At 63.8% G+C, this 17298-nt stretch carries 15 protein-coding genes; 2 read left to right on the plus strand and 13 right to left on the minus strand.

Features of this window, described 5'->3' with window-relative positions; genetic code table 11:
* The 12 genes from bamA to AC1P6P_RS02265 form a co-directional block, all read right to left on the minus strand.
* Positions 1-1139 (minus strand): outer membrane protein assembly factor BamA (gene bamA / locus AC1P6P_RS02210; RefSeq protein WP_481400800.1); only part of this gene is annotated, 1139 nt, incomplete at its 3' end.
* A gap of 247 nt (positions 1140-1386) precedes the next feature.
* Positions 1387-2520, minus strand: a complete 1134-nt coding sequence (locus AC1P6P_RS02215) for a M50 family metallopeptidase (RefSeq protein WP_481400801.1) — start codon at positions 2518-2520, stop codon at positions 1387-1389.
* A 12-nt stretch (positions 2521-2532) separates the two neighbouring features.
* Positions 2533-3768, minus strand: a complete 1236-nt coding sequence (dxr, locus tag AC1P6P_RS02220) for a 1-deoxy-D-xylulose-5-phosphate reductoisomerase (protein WP_481400802.1) — start codon at positions 3766-3768, stop codon at positions 2533-2535.
* Positions 3765-4661 carry a phosphatidate cytidylyltransferase gene (locus AC1P6P_RS02225; RefSeq protein WP_481400803.1) on the minus strand — a complete coding sequence of 299 codons (897 nt, stop codon included), beginning with the start codon at positions 4659-4661 and terminating at the stop codon, positions 3765-3767. Before AC1P6P_RS02225 ends, dxr begins: the two co-directional genes overlap by 4 nt.
* Positions 4658-5392, minus strand: coding sequence for an isoprenyl transferase (locus AC1P6P_RS02230; RefSeq protein ID WP_481400804.1), 735 nt, complete (start codon positions 5390-5392; stop codon positions 4658-4660). Before AC1P6P_RS02230 ends, AC1P6P_RS02225 begins: the two co-directional genes overlap by 4 nt.
* A gap of 74 nt (positions 5393-5466) precedes the next feature.
* Entirely contained in the window at positions 5467-6027 is a 561-nt protein-coding gene (gene frr, locus AC1P6P_RS02235; RefSeq protein WP_481400805.1) for a ribosome recycling factor, read from the minus strand.
* A 9-nt stretch (positions 6028-6036) separates the two neighbouring features.
* Complete coding sequence (pyrH, locus tag AC1P6P_RS02240) at positions 6037-6759, minus strand: UMP kinase (RefSeq protein WP_481400806.1); 723 nt, start codon at positions 6757-6759, stop codon at positions 6037-6039.
* 22 nt (positions 6760-6781) lie between these two features.
* The gene (gene tsf, locus AC1P6P_RS02245; RefSeq protein ID WP_481400807.1) at positions 6782-7702 is read right to left on the minus strand and encodes a translation elongation factor Ts; all 921 of its coding nucleotides are present in this window, start codon (positions 7700-7702) and stop codon (positions 6782-6784) included.
* 24 nt (positions 7703-7726) lie between these two features.
* Entirely contained in the window at positions 7727-8515 is a 789-nt protein-coding gene (rpsB, locus tag AC1P6P_RS02250; protein ID WP_481400808.1) for a 30S ribosomal protein S2, read from the minus strand.
* 291 nt (positions 8516-8806) lie between these two features.
* The gene (locus tag AC1P6P_RS02255; protein WP_481400809.1) at positions 8807-9853 is read right to left on the minus strand and encodes a histidine kinase dimerization/phosphoacceptor domain -containing protein; all 1047 of its coding nucleotides are present in this window, start codon (positions 9851-9853) and stop codon (positions 8807-8809) included.
* A 2-nt stretch (positions 9854-9855) separates the two neighbouring features.
* The gene (locus AC1P6P_RS02260; protein WP_481400810.1) at positions 9856-10308 is read right to left on the minus strand and encodes a response regulator; all 453 of its coding nucleotides are present in this window, start codon (positions 10306-10308) and stop codon (positions 9856-9858) included.
* Complete coding sequence (locus AC1P6P_RS02265) at positions 10305-11768, minus strand: sensor histidine kinase (RefSeq protein ID WP_481400811.1); 1464 nt, start codon at positions 11766-11768, stop codon at positions 10305-10307. The genes AC1P6P_RS02260 and AC1P6P_RS02265 overlap by 4 nt, the downstream gene beginning before the upstream one ends.
* Before the next feature lie 172 nt (positions 11769-11940).
* Here AC1P6P_RS02265 and AC1P6P_RS02270 point away from each other — a divergent pair, with 172 nt between their 5' ends.
* Together AC1P6P_RS02270 and AC1P6P_RS02275 are read left to right on the plus strand one after the other, a co-directional pair.
* Positions 11941-12990: a hypothetical protein gene (locus AC1P6P_RS02270; protein WP_481400812.1), complete on the plus strand. Its 1050-nt coding sequence runs from the start codon at positions 11941-11943 to the stop codon at positions 12988-12990.
* Positions 12991-13077: 87 nt separating this feature from the next.
* Positions 13078-15255 (plus strand): carbohydrate binding family 9 domain-containing protein, encoded by a 2178-nt coding sequence (locus AC1P6P_RS02275; protein ID WP_481400814.1) that lies wholly within the window; start codon positions 13078-13080, stop codon positions 15253-15255.
* A gap of 241 nt (positions 15256-15496) precedes the next feature.
* On the opposite strand, the gene dnaE is transcribed toward AC1P6P_RS02275, so the two are convergent.
* The coding region (gene dnaE / locus AC1P6P_RS02280) for a DNA polymerase III subunit alpha (protein ID WP_481400813.1) at positions 15497-17298 on the minus strand (1802 nt) is incomplete at its 5' end.

Consider the following 17298-nt stretch of genomic DNA (forward strand, 5'->3'; position numbering starts at 1 on the left):
CGCGAGCCGGCGGAATTCTTGATCGACACGTCCTTGAAGAAGCCGAGCGCGCGGATACGGGTGCGCGAACGGTCGATCAGGTCGCGATTGAAGGCGTCGCCTTCCTGGAAGCGCAGCTCGCGGCGGATGACGCGGTCGAGCGTGCGGTTGTTGCCGAGGACGTTGATCTTGTCGATGTAGACGCGCGGGCCTTCTTCGATCCGCATGACGAGATCGACCTGACGCGTCTCGGCATTCTTGCGCAGGCGGACGCCGACGTTGGCAGATGCGTAGCCCTTGGAACCGACCGCGTTGACCAGCACGTTCTTAAGGTCTTCGACGCGGGTTTCGTCGTAGAGGTCGCCGTCGCTGATGCCGACCAGCGGACGCAGCGCCTGAGACGGCAGCTCCCTGATCTTGGATTCGATCTCGACCTTGCCGAAGGTGTACTTCTTGCCCTCGTCCACCGTGAAGGTGATGTAGAAGGCGGAATGGTCCGGCGTCAGTTCGGCGACCGCCGATTTCACCGTGAAGTCGGCATAGCCGCGGCTGACATAATACTCGCGCAGCTTTTCGCGGTCATACGACAGACGGTCGGGGTCGTAGTTGTCGTTGGACGCCAGGATGCGCCACCAGGCGCTTTCCTCGGTCGCGATCGTCCGGCGCAGCGTCGAGTCGTCGAAGGCATGGTTGCCGACGAAGATGATGCGCGACACGCCCGTGGTCGGGCCTTCGTTGATCGAATAGATCAGGTCGACGCGGTTCTGCGGGCGCTGGATGATCTGCGGATCGACGGTGGCGGCGAATTTGCCGTTGCGCCGGTACAGCTCGATGATGCGCTGCACGTCCGACTGCACCTTGGCGCGCGTGAACACCATGCGCGGCTTCATCTGTGATTCTTTTTCGAGGTCCTTGGTCGTAACCTTGGAATTACCCTCGAAGTCGACGCGATTGATGATCGGATTTTCGACCACCGCGACCGTCATGGTCGAGCCGTCGAAATTGATCTTCACGTCGGAAAACAGACCGGTCGCGAACAGCGTCTTCAACGCCTTGTCGGACGCGGATTCGTTGTAGGGATCGCCTTCGTGCAGCGAGATGTAGGTGAGGATCGTTGCCGCTTCGACGCGCTGCGCACCGGTCACCGTGATACGACGCACGATCTGCGCCGCCGCCGGTTCGGCCGGTGGTGCAGCATCACCCCCTCCATTCGGAGCGGGTGTTGCGGGCGCATGCTTTTGCGCACCAGCGGGAACGACCATTACGACAGACGCCAGAACGAGCGTAGCCGGCGCCACGCGCTTCAATCGGGCGAACAGGGCCTTAGTGTCCATTCACTAGTCTCTGACTCGTCTCAGTTTCGGCAGACCATGACGAAGGTCATGTGTGCCCTGCCGAACTCCCAAGCTACCTGACAAGATCGTTCCAGGTGGCAAAGATCATGAGACCCAATACCAACGCCAGCCCGAGCCTGAACCCCACGTCCTGGGTCTTTTCCGACAACGGACGACCCAGAACGCCTTCGCATGCATAGTACAGAAGATGGCCCCCGTCGAGGAGCGGAATCGGAAAAAGGTTGATCAGCCCGATGCTTACAGAAATGAAAGCTATTAACGAGATGAACTCATAAAAGCCGTGGGAGGCGGCTGATTTGGCCGCCTTAGCGATCCGAATAGGCCCGCCGAGTTGGCTGGCATCGGCCCGATGCGAGACGATGCGCCACACATAGGTCAGCGATACATCGGCGATTCCATAGCATTGCAGCGCCGCCGCCAGCGGGGCCTTGTACCAGGGAATCGAAATTTGCACGAGATTCTCAGGGTTTGTGTCGTCACGCCCGACCCCGATCGCCCGATCGTCATGGATCGTGCCGAACGCATCCTTGATCTGGAGCACGCGCGGCGAGACCGGCAGCGTCAGGCTGTGGTGGTCGCGCGCGATCGACACCATGATGGTCTTGGCCTTGCTACCTTGGATGGCGTCGAGCAGATCGGGTGCGAAGAACTTCACCGCCTTGCCGTCGATCGCGGTGATTTTGTCGCCGGGCCGGATCCCCGCCTCGGCCGCCGGCGATTTCTCGCTCACCGAGCCGACATAGGTCCCAGTCACGCGGGCGCCCGAAATCGCGAACAGCAGCGAGTAGACAACGATCGCCAGCACGAAGTTCGCCAGCGGTCCCGCCGCCACGACCAGGATTCGCTGCCACAACGGCTTGAACGGGAAGGCGCCCTTCTTCTCCTCCTCGCTCATATTTGCGAGACGTTCGCGATCAGGTACCGAGGCGGCGTTGTCGTCACCCTTGAATTTCACGTAGCCGCCAAGCGGCAGGTAGCAAAGCTTCCAGCGCGTGCCCTTCTTGTCGGTCCAGCCGGTGATCTCGCCGCCGAAGCCGATCGAAAACGTGTCGATCGCCACGCCGCAGGCGCGCGCCATCAGGAAATGGCCCAACTCGTGGAAGACAACCACAATCGCCAGCACGACGATGAAGGCGGGGATTCCCACCGGTGCGAAGGCGATCAGATCGTGGAAAAACGTCAGCATCAGCTCTCCTAATCAGCCCCGCACGCGTTCGCAGACCTGGCGGGCAATTTCCCGTGCCCGCCGGTCGGTATCCAATACTTCGTCGACCGTCCCTGCCGCCGTGCCCGCCCCCGGGCACGCCTCCAGTGTCGCCTCGTTCACCGCCGCAATGTCGAGGAAGCCGATCCGCTCGTGCAGGAACGCGTCTACTGCGATCTCGTTGGCGGCGTTGAGAATGGTCGGCGACATGCAGCCCTTGTCGAGGCAGTCCAGCGCCAGCTTGAGGCAGCGGAAGCGCTCGAAATCAGGGGCTTCAAAGGTCAGGGTCCCGGCAGTCGCCAGGTCCAGCTTCTTCGACGGCGATGAAATCCGCCGCGGCCACGCCAGCGCATGCACGATCGGCGTGCGCATATCGGGCGAGGACAGATGCGCCAGGGTGGTGCCGTCCTGGTAGGTGACCATCGCATGGACAATCGATTGCGGATGGATGACCGCGCCCAGTTTGGTCGCCGGCATGGCAAACAGGAAATGGGCTTCGATCATCTCGAGGCCCTTGTTCATCATGGTGGCGCTGTCGACCGAAATCTTGGCGCCCATCGACCAGTTGGGATGGGCCACCGCCTGCGCCGGCGTCGCGGCCCGCATCTGATCCAGCGTCCAAGTGCGGAACGGGCCGCCGGACGCGGTCAGCGTAACCTTGGCGATTTCTTCGGGATCGGTGGCGCTGAGGCACTGGAATACTGCATTGTGCTCGGAATCGACCGGCACGACCTTGGCCTTGGACGCCTCCAGCGCGCGGTGGAACACCGGTCCCGCCGCGACGATGCATTCCTTGTTGGCGAGCGCCACGGTGGCATCGCGCGCAATCGCTGCCAACGCCGGTTCGAGCGCTGCCGCGCCCATGATCGCCACCATGACGACGTCGGAAGGACGGGCGGCAGCGGCAATAACCGCCTTGCGACCGGCCGCCGTCTCGATGCCGGTGCCGGACAGCCCGGCCTTCAGCACGTCGTATTTGCTGTCGTCGTTGATCACCGCGAGCCTGGGGCGGATTGCCTTCGACTGCTCGATCAGCTTGTCGACATTGCCATTGGCCGTCAGCGCTTCCACCCGGAAGGCTTCGGGACCGTAAACCTCGCGAGCATGGGCGATCACGTCGAGCGTCGAAACGCCGATCGAGCCGGTCGAGCCGAGAACCGTCACCGCGCGGCCGAGCACCGCCTCCAACTCCGGGGTGTCGTCACACCAACGCCGCGCTGCCGCCCTCATGAAAACGCTCCGAACAAAGGATCGAGCTTGAGCACCAGCACAAGCACCGCCAAGACCACCAGGGTGGCCAATGTTGAATCGATACGGTCGAGAACGCCACCGTGGCCGGGGATCATCGAGCCGGAATCCTTAACGTGGAAACAGCGTTTCGCCCAGGATTCGAACAGATCGCCGAGGTGGGCGATCACCGCCATGCCGCCGCCGAACAGGCCGCCCGACGCCGCCAGCGCCCACGTCGCCTGCCCTTTGATCACGGCAATCTTCAAAACGACCAGGAAAACCGCCTCGACCAGCGCGGCACTAACCATGCCGCCGATGAACCCGGCCCAGGTCTTGTTGGGCGACAGCACCGGCGCCAACCGCGGCCCGCCGATCAGGTTGCCGCAGAACAGCGCGCCGGTATCGGTGGCCCAGACGATCATGAAGACCCCGACCAGCACCCAGGCGCCGTGCAGGGTGAAATCCCTCAGCGCGATCACCGACAGCGCCGGCAGACCGAAATAAAGCACGCCGACCGCGTGCCAGACCGGATTGTTGTGGCGCAGCAACGCCGCCGTGAACACCGCGACGGTGCCCGCCCCGAGGATCAGCAGCGGCAGCAGCCGGTCGACCGGCCACAGGATGAAGGCGCCGAGCGCCAGCCCGACCAGCACCGTCGCGACCGCGAGTTCGACCACGTAGCGCCCGCGCCCGACCATGCGATGCCACTCGCGCCCGGCCAGCAGCACCGCCACCACGGCGACGATCTCGAGATAGGGCTTGCCCTTGAAGATGGCGAAGATCACCGCCGTCGCCAGCACCACGGCGAAGAATGGCCGCGTAATCCAGTCGCGCGAAAACTTCACCGCCTTGAAGCCCGGTGCCATCGCAACGCTGTCGACGTCTTTCCTCACGCCACCGCTTCCGGCAAGGCGCCGAAACGACGTTCGCGTTGGGCGAACTCTTTCAGCGCATCCATGAACTGCTGAGGCCCGAAATCGGGCCACAGCGTGTCGACGAACATCAATTCGGCGTAGGCCGACTGCCACAACAGGAAATTCGACAGCCGCCGCTCGCCCGAGGTCCGGATGACGAGATCGGGCTCGGGCAATCCGGCGGTGAACAGCCGCGACGACACCAGCTCGGGCGTGATCGTTTCGGGATCGAGACGGCCTTCCTTCGCCGCCCGCGCCAGCTCGCGCGCCGCCGCCACGATTTCCTCCTGGCCGCCGTAATCGAACGCGAAGATCAGGTTCATGCCGGTATTGTTGGCCGTCTGAAGCTCGGAGTCCTCGATCATCTTGAGGATGTCGGGGTCGACACGGGTGCGATTGCCGATGATCCGCACCCGCGCACCGAGCTCGCCGATCTCCTTCATATCGTTGCGGAAATAAAGCCGGAACAGGCCCATCAGGGCCCCAACCTCCAATGCCGGCCGTTTCCAATTCTCGGAACTGAAGGCATAGAGGGTCAGCGCCTCGAGACCGACGTCGATGGCCTGGCGCACGACCTCGCGCACCGCATTGACGCCGGCGACGTGCCCAGCCTGACGGGGCAGATGGCGCTTGCGCGCCCACCGGCCGTTGCCGTCCATGATGATGGCGACATGCCGCGGGAGGGTTTCCTTACGCTGCTGAGCAGCCATGTCCTGATCCCTGCCCCGTCCCAAGCACTAACATACCATGCTGGTCCATTCCGCGTTGCCGGGCAACCGCGGCCTCAGACCTGCATGATTTCCTTTTCCTTGGCGGCCAGCGCCTCATCAATTTCCTTGATGTGGGCGTCGGTGATCTTCTGCAGCTCGTCGCCGTGCTTGTGCTGATCGTCCTGACCGATCTTGTGGTCCTTTTCGAGCCGCTTCAGCAGTTCCATGCCATCGCGGCGGATGTTGCGGATGGCGATACGGCCGGCTTCGGCGCTCTTGTGGGCGTGCTTCACCAGTTCCTTGCGGCGCTCCTCGTTGAGCGGCGGAATCGGAATACGCAGCAACTGGCCATCAACCTGCGGATTGAGCCCGAGGCCCGAATCGCGGATCGCCTTGTCGACGTGCTTGGTCATCGACTTATCCCAGATCTGCACCGTCAAGAGGCGCGGTTCCGGGGTCGATACAGTGCCAAGCTGGCTGATGCTCATGCGCTGCCCATAGGCTTCCACGGTCACCGTATCGAGCAGATGCGGCGAGGCACGGCCCGTCCTGAGGCCCGAAAAGTCCTGCTTTGCCGCCGTCACGGCCGCCACCATGCGGCGGTCCATTTCCTGTTTTGTATAGGTCTCGGCCATGTGCGCCTCCTATGCGCTTTCCTTGATGACCGTCGCCCGCCCCTCGCCTCTCAACACCGCGGCAAGCGCACCACGGTCATGAATCGAGAATACAATAATCGGAATCTTGTTCTCGCGCGAAAGTGAGACCGCCGAAGCGTCCATTACCTTCAGTTCACGCGAAAGGACGTCGTGGTAGGTCAAGGTGTCGTAACGGATCGCGTCCAGCACCTTGACCGGGTCGGCGCTGTAGACGCCGTCGACCTTGGTGCCCTTCAGGAGCCCGTCGCATTGCATTTCGGCCGCGCGCAACGCCGCTGCCGTATCGGTGGTAAAGAAGGGATTGCCGGTGCCGGCGGCGAAAATCACCACCCGGCCCTTTTCGAGGTGCCGCTCGGCCCGGCGGCGGATGAACGGCTCGCAAACCGTCTGCATCGGGATCGCCGACTGCACCCGGCTCGACAGCCCCGCCCGCTCCAGCGCCGCCTGCATCGCCAGCGCGTTCATCACGGTGGCCAGCATGCCCATGTAGTCGGCCTGGGCGCGGTCGATGCCCTTGGCCGCCGCGGACACGCCGCGGAAGATATTGCCGCCGCCGATCACCATGCACACCTGGGTGCCGCCATCGACGGCATCCTTCACATCGGCGGCAATGCGGTCGACGGTTTCAATATCAATGCCGAAGGACCCGGAGCCCATCAGCGCCTCACCCGACACCTTCAACAATACGCGACGGTATTTCGGCGCTGACATGACTCTGGGTTCCCCGCTGATCTTAATTGCCGGCCATCTTGGCGACTTCGTCGGCGAAGTCGTCGGTCTTCTTGGCGATGCCCTCGCCGACCTGCCAGCGCAGGAAGGCTGTGATTTCCACCGGCGCGCCGAAGTCCTTGCCGGCCTTTTCGAGCACGGCCGAGACCTTCGACTGCTGGTCGATCACGAACACCTGCTCCAGGAGGCAGACTTCCTCGTAGAACTTGCGCAGCGAGCCTTCGATCATCTTCTCGACGATGTTCGCCGGCTTGCCGACCGCCTTCTTGGCGACGATTTCGGCCTGCACCGACTTTTCATGCTCGAGGATGTCGGCCGGAATGGTGGCCGGGCTGAGCGCGATCGGGGACGCGGCGGCGACATGCATCGCCAACTGCTTGCCGAGCGCGGCCAGCTTGTCCTTGTCGGCGGTCGACTTCAGCGCAACCAGCACGCCGATCTTGCCGAGGTCGGGACCGGCCGCGTTATGGACGTAGGACGCGACGACATCGGCTTGCACCGACCCGACACGACGCAGCGCCATGTTCTCGCCGATCTTGGCGATCAACGCGGTCAGGGTGTCCTTCACCGACGCGTCGCCGAGCTTGGCTTCGTTGAGGGCGTCAAGGTTGTCGCCGGTGGTCAGCGCCAGCTTGGCGACGGCCGTGACGAAACCCTTGAAGTCCTCGTTGCGGGCGACGAAGTCGGTCTCGGAGTTGACCTCCACGATCACGCCCTTGCCGCCTTCAACCGCGAGGCCGACGAGGCCTTCGGCGGCGGTGCGGGTGGCCTTCTTGGCCGCCTTGAGGGCGCCGTTCTTGCGCAGCCAGTCTTCGGCCTGGGCGACATCGCCGCCCGTGGCCTGCAGTGCCTTCTTGCACTCCATCATGCCTGCGCCGGTCTGTTCGCGCAGTTCCTTCACCAAACCTGCGGTGATATCCGCCATGGTCGTTTCTCCGTGTCTGTCGGGTTACACAGCCGGGGCCGCAGGCTCACCTTCGGCCGCAACCGGTGCGGGCGCGGTGTCGGGCAGCTCTTCGGCGGCGCCGACGTCAACGCCGGAGGCAATCTGGCTGGCCGACAGGCCGTCGATCACCGCGCGGGCGACGAGATCGCAGTACAGCGCAATGGCGCGGGCCGCATCGTCATTGCCCGGGATCGGATAGGCGATGCCGTCCGGATTGCAGTTCGAGTCGAGGATCGCCGTCACCGGGATGCCGAGCTTCTGGGCTTCCTGGATGGCGATGCTTTCCTTGTTGGTATCGACCACGAACAGCATGTTCGGCAGGCCGCCCATTTCCTTGATGCCGCCCAGCGAACGCTCGAGCTTGTCGCGCTCGCGCAGCATGCCGAGAAGTTCCTTCTTGGTGCGGCCGGCGCCGCCGCTTTCCAGCGTCTCTTCGATCATGCGCAGGCGCTTGATCGAGTTCGAAATCGTCTGCCAGTTGGTCAGCGTGCCGCCGAGCCAGCGGTGATTGACATAATACTGAGCGCAGCGCTTCGCCGCCGCCGCGACCGGCTCGGCCGCCTGGCGCTTGGTGCCGACGAACAGGATACGGCCACCGGCCGCCGCCACGTCGCGCAGCGACTTGAGGGCCTGGTGCAGCAACGGAACCGTCTGGGTCAGGTCGATGATGTGAATGTCGTTGCGCGAGCCATACAGGAACGGCGCCATCTTCGGATTCCAACGCTGCTGGCGATGGCCGAAGTGCGCGCCCGACTCCAGGAGTTGGCGCATGGTGAAATCTGGCAGTGCCATGGAAAAAGTCTCCTTTTCCGGTTGAACCTAACGCGAGGAGTTACCTGCCTTTTGAGGGGCGAAGCACCGGACGGGGACGAGGGAACACCCCCCGAAACCCAACCTCGCGCGCGGAATGGCGCGGGTTATAGGGGGTGAAACGGCCGGGAGCAAGGGGTGATAACAAACGGTCGCGGACTAGAAACAAGAAAAATCAGGGGGTTAAGGCTGGCCATCAATCGGCCCTCGCCTGCGGAGCGTGTGCCTGGAAATTTGGCATGCCGGTGCAATGGCGTGGGAACGTCTGTCGCCCTAACCGGCCGTTTTCGCAGGCGAATGGAGTGGCAGGTCGACCGATACGCGGGTGCCGGCGGTGGCCTCGTAGCTGATCTTGGCCTGGAGCGAAGCTGCCATGGCGCGAATGATCCGCGTTCCTAGCCCTGACCCGAGGATTTCGCCCTCCCCCGACCAGCCGACGCCGTCGTCCTCGACCCGGACCACCAGACGACCCGTGGCGGGCTGGGCGAGGCATACCCGCACCTCCCCACCCCCGGACGGACCGTAGGCGTATTTGCAGGCATTGGTCAGCAGCTCGGCGACGATCACCCCGAGCGACACCGCCCGGTCGGTCGGCACGTTCACCGCGGCCGGCGCCGGCTTGAACGTCAGCACGCAACGCTCCGAGGCGCTGGCACCCAGTTCCTCGGCAAGCCCCTCAAGGTAGGCGTTGACCTCGACCGAGCGGACATCGCTTGAGGTGTAGAGGCGGCGATGCACGCCCGCGACCGCCGCGATCCGCGCCACTGCATCGTTCAGCATCTGCTTGGCGGCCGGATCGCTCAGCGTGTGGGCCTGCAGGTGCATGAACGAGGACACCAGCGCCAGCGAATTGGCGACGCGGTGATTGACCTCGCCGAGCAGCGCTTCGGCGCGGTCGCGCGCCTCTTCCACCTGGCGGTGCGCCTCTTCCGCCCGCGCCCGCAGCGCCTCCTGTTCGAGCGCGGTCTTGATTGCTTCGTGCAACAACTCGCGGTAATGGCCCTGCACGTCCTTCCAGACGTAATCGACCGCGCCCGCCTTCAACGCCGCCACCGCGATCCGCGCCTCTTCGGAGCCGGTGACGTAGATGATCGGCGGCGGGTTCGGCAGGCTGCGGATGCGCGGGATGAGATCGAGCCCGACCTCGCCGACAAGATTGTGGTCGAGCGCCACGACGCCGTAAGTGCTGTCCGCCAGCCGCTGCAACGCGTCCTCGCCGGTCGCCACGGTTTCGACCGCGTAGCCGTGCGGCGCCAGCGACTTTGTCAGCAGCACGCCCAATCCGGCATCGTCATCGATATAAAGGATGCGAACAGCCATCGCTATTCCGCCGCCGGAACCTGCATCACCGCAAAGAACAGCCCGAGTTGCCGGATCGCATTCGCGAAGCTTTCGTAATCCACCGGCTTGGTGATGTAGACGTTGGCGCCCAAATCGTAGCAACGCTGGATCTCGCGCTGATCGTCGGTCGTCGTCAGCACCACCACCGGCGCGCGCCGAAGGTGCTGGTTGCCCTTGATCCTGGCGAGAATGTCGATGCCCGACATGTCGGGAAGGTTGAGATCGAGCAGGATGAGCAGCGAATGGCCGGCATGAACCGCGCCGCTGCCGTCTTCGCCGAGCAGATAGTCCACGGCCGTCGATCCATCGGTGAACGGCACCACCACGTTGTTGACGCCGGCACGCCGGATGTTGCGCTCGATCAGCGTGGCATGACCTTCGTCGTCTTCGATCATGACGATGATGACGGGAAGACCTATCGAATTGGGGCTCATGCCGTTCTGCTTCGCTCTTGTGGAAGGGTCTTCGGCAACACTACACGGAACTCGGAACCCTCGCCAAGCAAGGACGTAACGGCAATGTCGCCGCCAAGACGGCGTAATAATGCGCGCACATGCGCAAGGCCTATGCCTTCGCCCGGCTTGTCCTGACGTCCGGCGCGGCGGAAGAGTTCGAATATCCGTTCGAGATCGTTTGCGGCGATGCCGCGGCCGTTGTCGCGGATCGAAATCGTGACGCGCTCGCGCCGTTCCTCTGCCGTGACGGCGAGCCGCCCCGGCCGGCCCGGCTGCAGATATTTGATCGCGTTGTCCATGAGGTTGCCGAACACCTGCTCCAAGGCGAGGCGGTCCGATTGCACCAACGGCATATTCGACGGCAGAGCGACGACGGTTTCCGTCGCGGCGATCTGATGCTGCAGGCTGTCGACGATCGTCTCGAACACCTTGCCGAGCGCCACGTCTTCGGCAACGAGCTCGCGCCGCCCCTCGCGCGACAGTTTCAGGATCGCGTTGATCAGCCGATCCATCTTGGCAGTGGCGGCGCGGATGAACTTCACCGCTTCGGGCAAGTCGCGCGACGTCGCTTCCACCGCCGCCGGGCGCAAGGCCGGATCGTCGCTGTCGAAAAACTTCTGCAGCCGGTCGGTGCCGATCTCGAGTTCGCTGGTGAAGCCCATCACATTGACCAACGGCGAACGCAAATCGTGGCTGACGATGTAGGCGAAGCGTTGGATTTCCTCGTTGGCGCGCGTCAGGTCGGCGGTGCGCTCGCGCACGCGTTGTTCCAGCGTCGCGTTCATGTTCTCCACTGTCGTACGGGCCCGGACCGCATCGCGCACCGAGCGCAGCATCAGGAATATGGCGCAGAACGAGAAGGCCGCGATCAACACGCCGCCGATCAGCGTCAAGGTGCGCAGCCAGCGCGAATTGCGGTTCAACGCCTCGACATTGCGCGACAGCGAGGCATCGGCGGTTTCGAGCACTTGCGCAAGGATGATCCGCGCCCGATCCATCAGCGACTTGCCGCGATCGGACCGTACCAGCGCGAACGCATCCAGCCGCCGCCCCTGTTTGTACAGCGCGATGGTGGTGTCCAGTTCTTCGAGCTTGGCGTCGGTGATCAGGCGCAATTCCGCCAGCTGCGGACGCATCGCCGGATTGTCATGCGACAGCGCATCGAGATCGTTCAGTACCTTGCCGACCCGCCCGGTGGCGCGCGTATAGGGCGCGAGATAGGTGGTCTGGCCGGTGAGCAGAAACCCGCGCTGGCCGGTTTCGGCATCGAGCAGGGTCTGAAGCTCCGCCGTGGCGGCCGAGCGCAAGGCGCGGCTCTCCAGCACGGCGTCAGTCAGTTCGGACGTCCTGACCGCGAGCCGAACCGAGGTGCCGACAACGATCAGCAGCACCAACGCACCAGCCGCCATCAGGGCCACCGGCAGACGCGAATTCTTCAAGGCGGTTCTGAGCATCCCGATGAGCAAATGGGCGACGCCGGACAAGGTTTCCGAATTGCCCCGTCCGCGCAAGCCGAACGCTACGTAAGCCCTCGCGGCGGAGCGACGGGCTGGCACAGCGAAAGTTCACGGCACTCGGCGTACTATCATTGGGCATCCGGGGGGAAATTCGATGAAACGGCTGTTCGCATCGGCGATCTGTCTTGCATTCCTGCTGCTGAACACCGCCGCGCCGGCGCAGGATTACGGCGACGACGGCAAGATCGACACCTTCGGCGGCTGTCAGGAAACCGTGCCACCTGACATCCGCGCCGCGATCGCTGCGGCCGCGACCACCCAGGCGCACCAGATGCTGGCCGGCGAATACGAAGCGGCACGCCAGGGCCGGACGGACGAGAACAAGACCAAGGTCTCGGTTGCCGATATGGCGAAATTCGAGCCGACCACGTCGGTACTGCGTCCTTACGTGAACACGCTGGCGGTCGACCGCATCGATTATTCCGTGACCGGCGGAGACGGCACGGACCGCATGGTCTATTGCAAGGCGAACGGCACCGAAGTGAAGCTGCATCTTGCGCCGCATATGACCCAGGGCCATGCCCAGCTCACGCTGCGCACGCCGAACAACCAGTGGACCGTGTCCGAGTGGTTGTTCCTCGAGAACGGCGCCTGGAAGGTGGAGCACTTCACCATCAACCCGTCGAGCGTCGGCGATACCACGCCGCAAATGCTCGCCGATCTCGGCGCCAAAGAAGCGGAGGCCGGGCGCCTGTTCAACGCCCACATCCTTTACCGCGGCGCCCTGCGCTATGCCTATCGCGGCATGAGCATCCGCCTCGACCTGACCGAAGACGTCACCCACGACCTCAGCGAAACGCTGCCGCTGCCGGAGTTCGCCGACAAGCCGCCGTATTTCTGGGAGCTGCGCGGCAATACCTATGTCGCGGCCCAGGTCGCCGTCGCACCCCTCAATGGACAGATGGCGCTGTCCATCGCGGTCGGCGCCGGCAGCAATGGCGACCCGATCGCCCATCTGCACGCCTTCGTCGACGATCTCCTGGCGGCCCATCCCGAAATCCGGCGCGTATTTCCGACCATCGTGGTGATGGCCGTCGAACCCGGGTTCGATGCGCAATGCGTCGTGATGCCGGACGACGTCGCCAGCCGCTGCACTTATCCGCGTGCGGTCTATCGTGCCGGCAAGGGCTTCGATAAGAGCTGACGCACGCAAATGTGAGCGGCGCCTGCCTTGTTGCCGTCTTAATCCTCGCCATTGTTCGCGGTGTGGGTGGAGCGGATTATCAGCGTGATGATTACTTGCAAGACATGTCTGGCTGGCATGGTCGCCGGGCTTGTGACCATCATGACCGCCGCCGCGGCCGCTCCCCACGATTTCTCGACCTGGCGGCCATTCGCGCAGGCCACGCGCATCACCCCGGCCGAGGCCCCCAAAATCGACGGCGACATCAGCGATCCCATTTGGGCCAAGGCGCCGGCGCTCAGCGAATTCTACCAGCTCGAACCCAAGGAAGGCGCCCCGGCTGACGAGCGCACCGTGGTGCGGGTGCTCTACGACGAGGACAACCTTTATTTTGCGGTGGAAGCCGACGATCCGGCGCCTGTTACCGCTCGCATCAAGCAGCGCGACGGCGGCATCGACGTCGACGACATCTTCCGCATCTACCTCGATCCCGACATGAGCCGGCGCAACGGCTACATCTTCGAGGTCAATCCGCTGGGGGCGCGGCGCGAAGGCCTGATCCAGAACAACACCGACGTGATCTATCAGTGGGACACCTTGTGGAGCGCCAAGGCGCGCATCACCGCCAAGGGCTGGACCGCCGAGATCGTGATCCCGTTCCGCAGCATTTCCAACGGCCATCACGCCGACTGGGGCTTCGACCTGTTCCGGCTGGTGCGCAAGAAGAACGAACGCATCCGCTGGTCGTCGATCAACAAGACCATTCCGTCGCAGGACATCAGCCATTCCGGCACCCTCGGCGGCATCGACGGCGTCAACCAAGGGCTCGGCCTCGACGTGCAGGCGTTCGCGCTCGCCCGTTACCGCAAGAATGGGGATGGCGGCGACGGCACCGGCGTCTCGTTCCGGCCGAGCGGCAATCTGTTCTACAAGATCACGCCGTCGCTGACCGGCACACTCACCTACAACACCGATTTCTCCGACGCCCCGCTCGACACGCGACGGGTCAACATCGGCCGCTTCTCGCTGTTCTATCCCGAGCGGCGCGATTTCTTCCTGCAGGATGCGGCGGCGTTCGAATTCGGCGGCGCGCCCCTGACGGTCAACAACGATCCCAACGCGGCGCCGTTTTTCTCGCGCCGCATCGGCATCGTCAACGATCAGCCGGTCAACATCCTCGGCGGCGCCAAGCTGTCCGGCGATTACGACGGTTACGGCATCGGCGCGCTCAGCGTGCTGACGGCGGGCGGCGCGGGCGTCGGCGAGCAACTGCTGTCGGTGGCGCGGGTGACCGCGCCGGTGCTGGACGAATCCAAGATCGGCTTCATCGTCACCAACGGCGATCCAAGCGGGGCTTCTTCGAACACCGTCGGCGGGGTCGATTTTCAGTATCGCAAATCCGATTTCCTCGGCGACAAACAGCTGCACGGCGACTTCTATTACGAGCACAGCGCTTCGGGCGTCTCCGGCAACGACGACTCGTTCGGCTTGCAGGTGGAACTGCCCAACGAACCGTGGGCGACCTATTTCCGCTTCAAGCAGGTCGGCAATAATTTCGATCCGGCGCTCGGGTTCGTGGCGCGGCCCGGCATCCGCGAATATCAGGCCCGCGTCGCCTATCGCGAACGGCTGAGCGGCTCGGATTTGCGCTGGTGGGAAGCGGGGCTGTGGGGCGACACGGTCACCGATCTGCACGACACCCTGCAATCTGGCGTGCCGCTCAATCCGTGGCTCAGCTTCTATTTCGACTCCGGCGACAGCGTGTGGGGCGAGATGTGGGAGGAGCACGAGATCACGCCCTCGTTCACCTTGCCCAAGAACATCGTGGTGCCGGCCGCTTCGTATGTGTTCGATAACTGGCACATCCACTACGACTCCGCGCCGGCGCGGCTGATATCGACCAATGTCGACCTGATGTACGGCAAGTATTACGGCGGCAAGCTGCTGCAGACCGACGTGACGCTGAACGTCAATCCCAACGAGTCGGTTTCGCTGGGCCTTCGCCATGTGATGCAGGACATGAAGATGCCCGGCGGCAACGTCACCATCCAGATCGGTGCCGTCGACGCCTCGTTCAATTTCACGCCCGACATGTATGTGCGGGCGCAGGTGCAGTACGACAACATCTCCAAGGATGTCGGGCTGTCGGTACGCTACCGCTGGGAATTCGCTCCGGGTACGGAGCTTCTCGTGGTCGCCGGCGACGACGCCACGCTGGACGCCCACGCCTATCACAGCCACCAGTCGCAACTGTCGGTCAGGCTGGGGAAGACGTTCAGGTTGTAGGCGCACCCCTTGTGGGAGAGGACGCAAAATCTTGCGTTTAGCGGCGCGCAATACTGGGCGAACGGCACGCTTCGCCGCTAAGCGCTAGATTTTGCTGGTGAGGGGGCCGTCACGATACCCCTCACCTGAAAAATCATCGGGGTTAGCAGCGCGCCATTTGTACCCTTTGAGAGGCTTTTTCGGCGCGCCGCTAACTCCGTGATTTTTCTTCCTCTCCCACAAAGGGAGAGGAAAACGCGGGCTACACGCTCTCCACTTCCAGCACGCCCTGTATCCCGCGCAGGGTGTCTTTCAGGGCGGCGGAGACCTGGTGTTTCTTGGGCAGGGCGATTTCCACTTCTTCGCCGGCGCCGCCGGGGACCACCAGCGTCACCACGCCTTTGCCGGGGGTGCGCAGGGCGCCGGCGATGCCGGGGATGGCGGCGACGTCGCCCACGTGCAGCCGCAGCCCCTCGCCCGCCTGCATCGCCTCGGTTTCGAGGTCCTTCACCCAGGCGGCGCGCAGCTTCATCTCTTCGCCTTCCCAGGTCGCGATCAGTTTGATCAGCACCGACTTGCCAGCATCGAGCAGATGGCGCGTCGCGGCCAGCACTTCGGAAAAGAACATCACCTCGTACATGCCGGTCGGATCGGAGAACGACACGAAGGCGTACATCTGGTCGTTCTTGCCGCGGCGCTCGGACTTCTTGATCACGGTGCCGGCGAGGATCGGCGACGAGGCGCTGCGGCGATCCTCCAGCACCTCGGCATAGGTCACCGCCTGCAGCCGCTTCAGCGCGACGCGATACTGATCGAGCGGATGGCCCGACAGATAAAAGCCCATGGCGCCGAATTCTTCGCCGAGGCGCTCATGCGGCGGCCAATCGGGCATCGGCGGCAGGCGCAGATCGGTCTTCGACGGACCGCCGCCGAACAGGCTGACCTGACCGCTGTCGCGCTCGGCGGTGGCGGCCTGGGCAGCGGCGAGGACGACATCCGCCCCCTCCACCACCTGGCGGCGGTTCTTGTTGAGGCTGTCGAACGCGCCGACGCGGGCGAGATTTTCGAACACGCGCTTGTTGATCTGCTTGGGATCGATGCGGGAGGCGAAATCGGCAAGCGACTTGAACCGGCCGCCGTCATTGCGCACCTGAACCAGATGATCCATCGCCTGCCGGCCGACGCCCTTCACGGCGGCGAGGGCGTAATAGATTTCCTTCTTCTCGGCATCGACCGAGAACACCGCTGTGGAACGGTTGACGTCGGGCGGCAACACCTTGATGCCGAGCCGCTGCGCCTCCTGGCGGAAGACGTTGAGCCGGTCGGTGGACCCGATATCGAGGGTCATCGACGCGGCGAGGAATTCGACCGGATAGTTCGCCTTCAGATAGGCGGTCTGATAGGCGACCTGGGCATAAGCGGCGGCGTGGCCCTTGTTGAAGCCGTAGCCGGCGAACTTGGCGGCCTGATCGAAAATCTGCTCGGCCACGGCGGGGAGCACGCCGCGTTCGGAGGCGCCCTTCAGGAAACGCTCGCGCTCCTTGACCATCTCGGCGACGATCTTCTTGCCCATGGCGCGGCGCAAATTGTCGGCCTGCCCCATGGTGTAGCCGGCCAGCTCCTGGGCGATGTGCATGACGTCTTCCTGATACGTCATGACGCCGTAGGTATCTTTCAGGATCGGCTCGAGCTTCGGGTGGAGATATTCCGGCTCCTCCTTGCCGTTCTTGACGGCGATGTATTTCGGGATCGAGTCCATCGGGCCCGGGCGATAAAGCGCCACAAGAGCGACGAGGTCGTTGATGCGGTCGGGCTTCATCTTGCGCATCAGATCGCGCATGCCCGTGGATTCAAGCTGGAACACGCCGACGCTGTCACCCTTGGCCAGCATCTCGAAAGTGGGCGCATCGGTGAAATCGAGCCCGGCGGCATCGACGGTGATGCCGCGCTGGGCGATCAGGTCCTGCGCCTTGGCGATCACCGTCAAGGTCTTGAGGCCGAGGAAGTCGAACTTCACCAGACCGGATTTTTCCGAGCCCTTGTAGTCGAATTGCGCCACCGGCA

It is taken from the genome of Rhizomicrobium sp. (assembly GCF_056722145.1).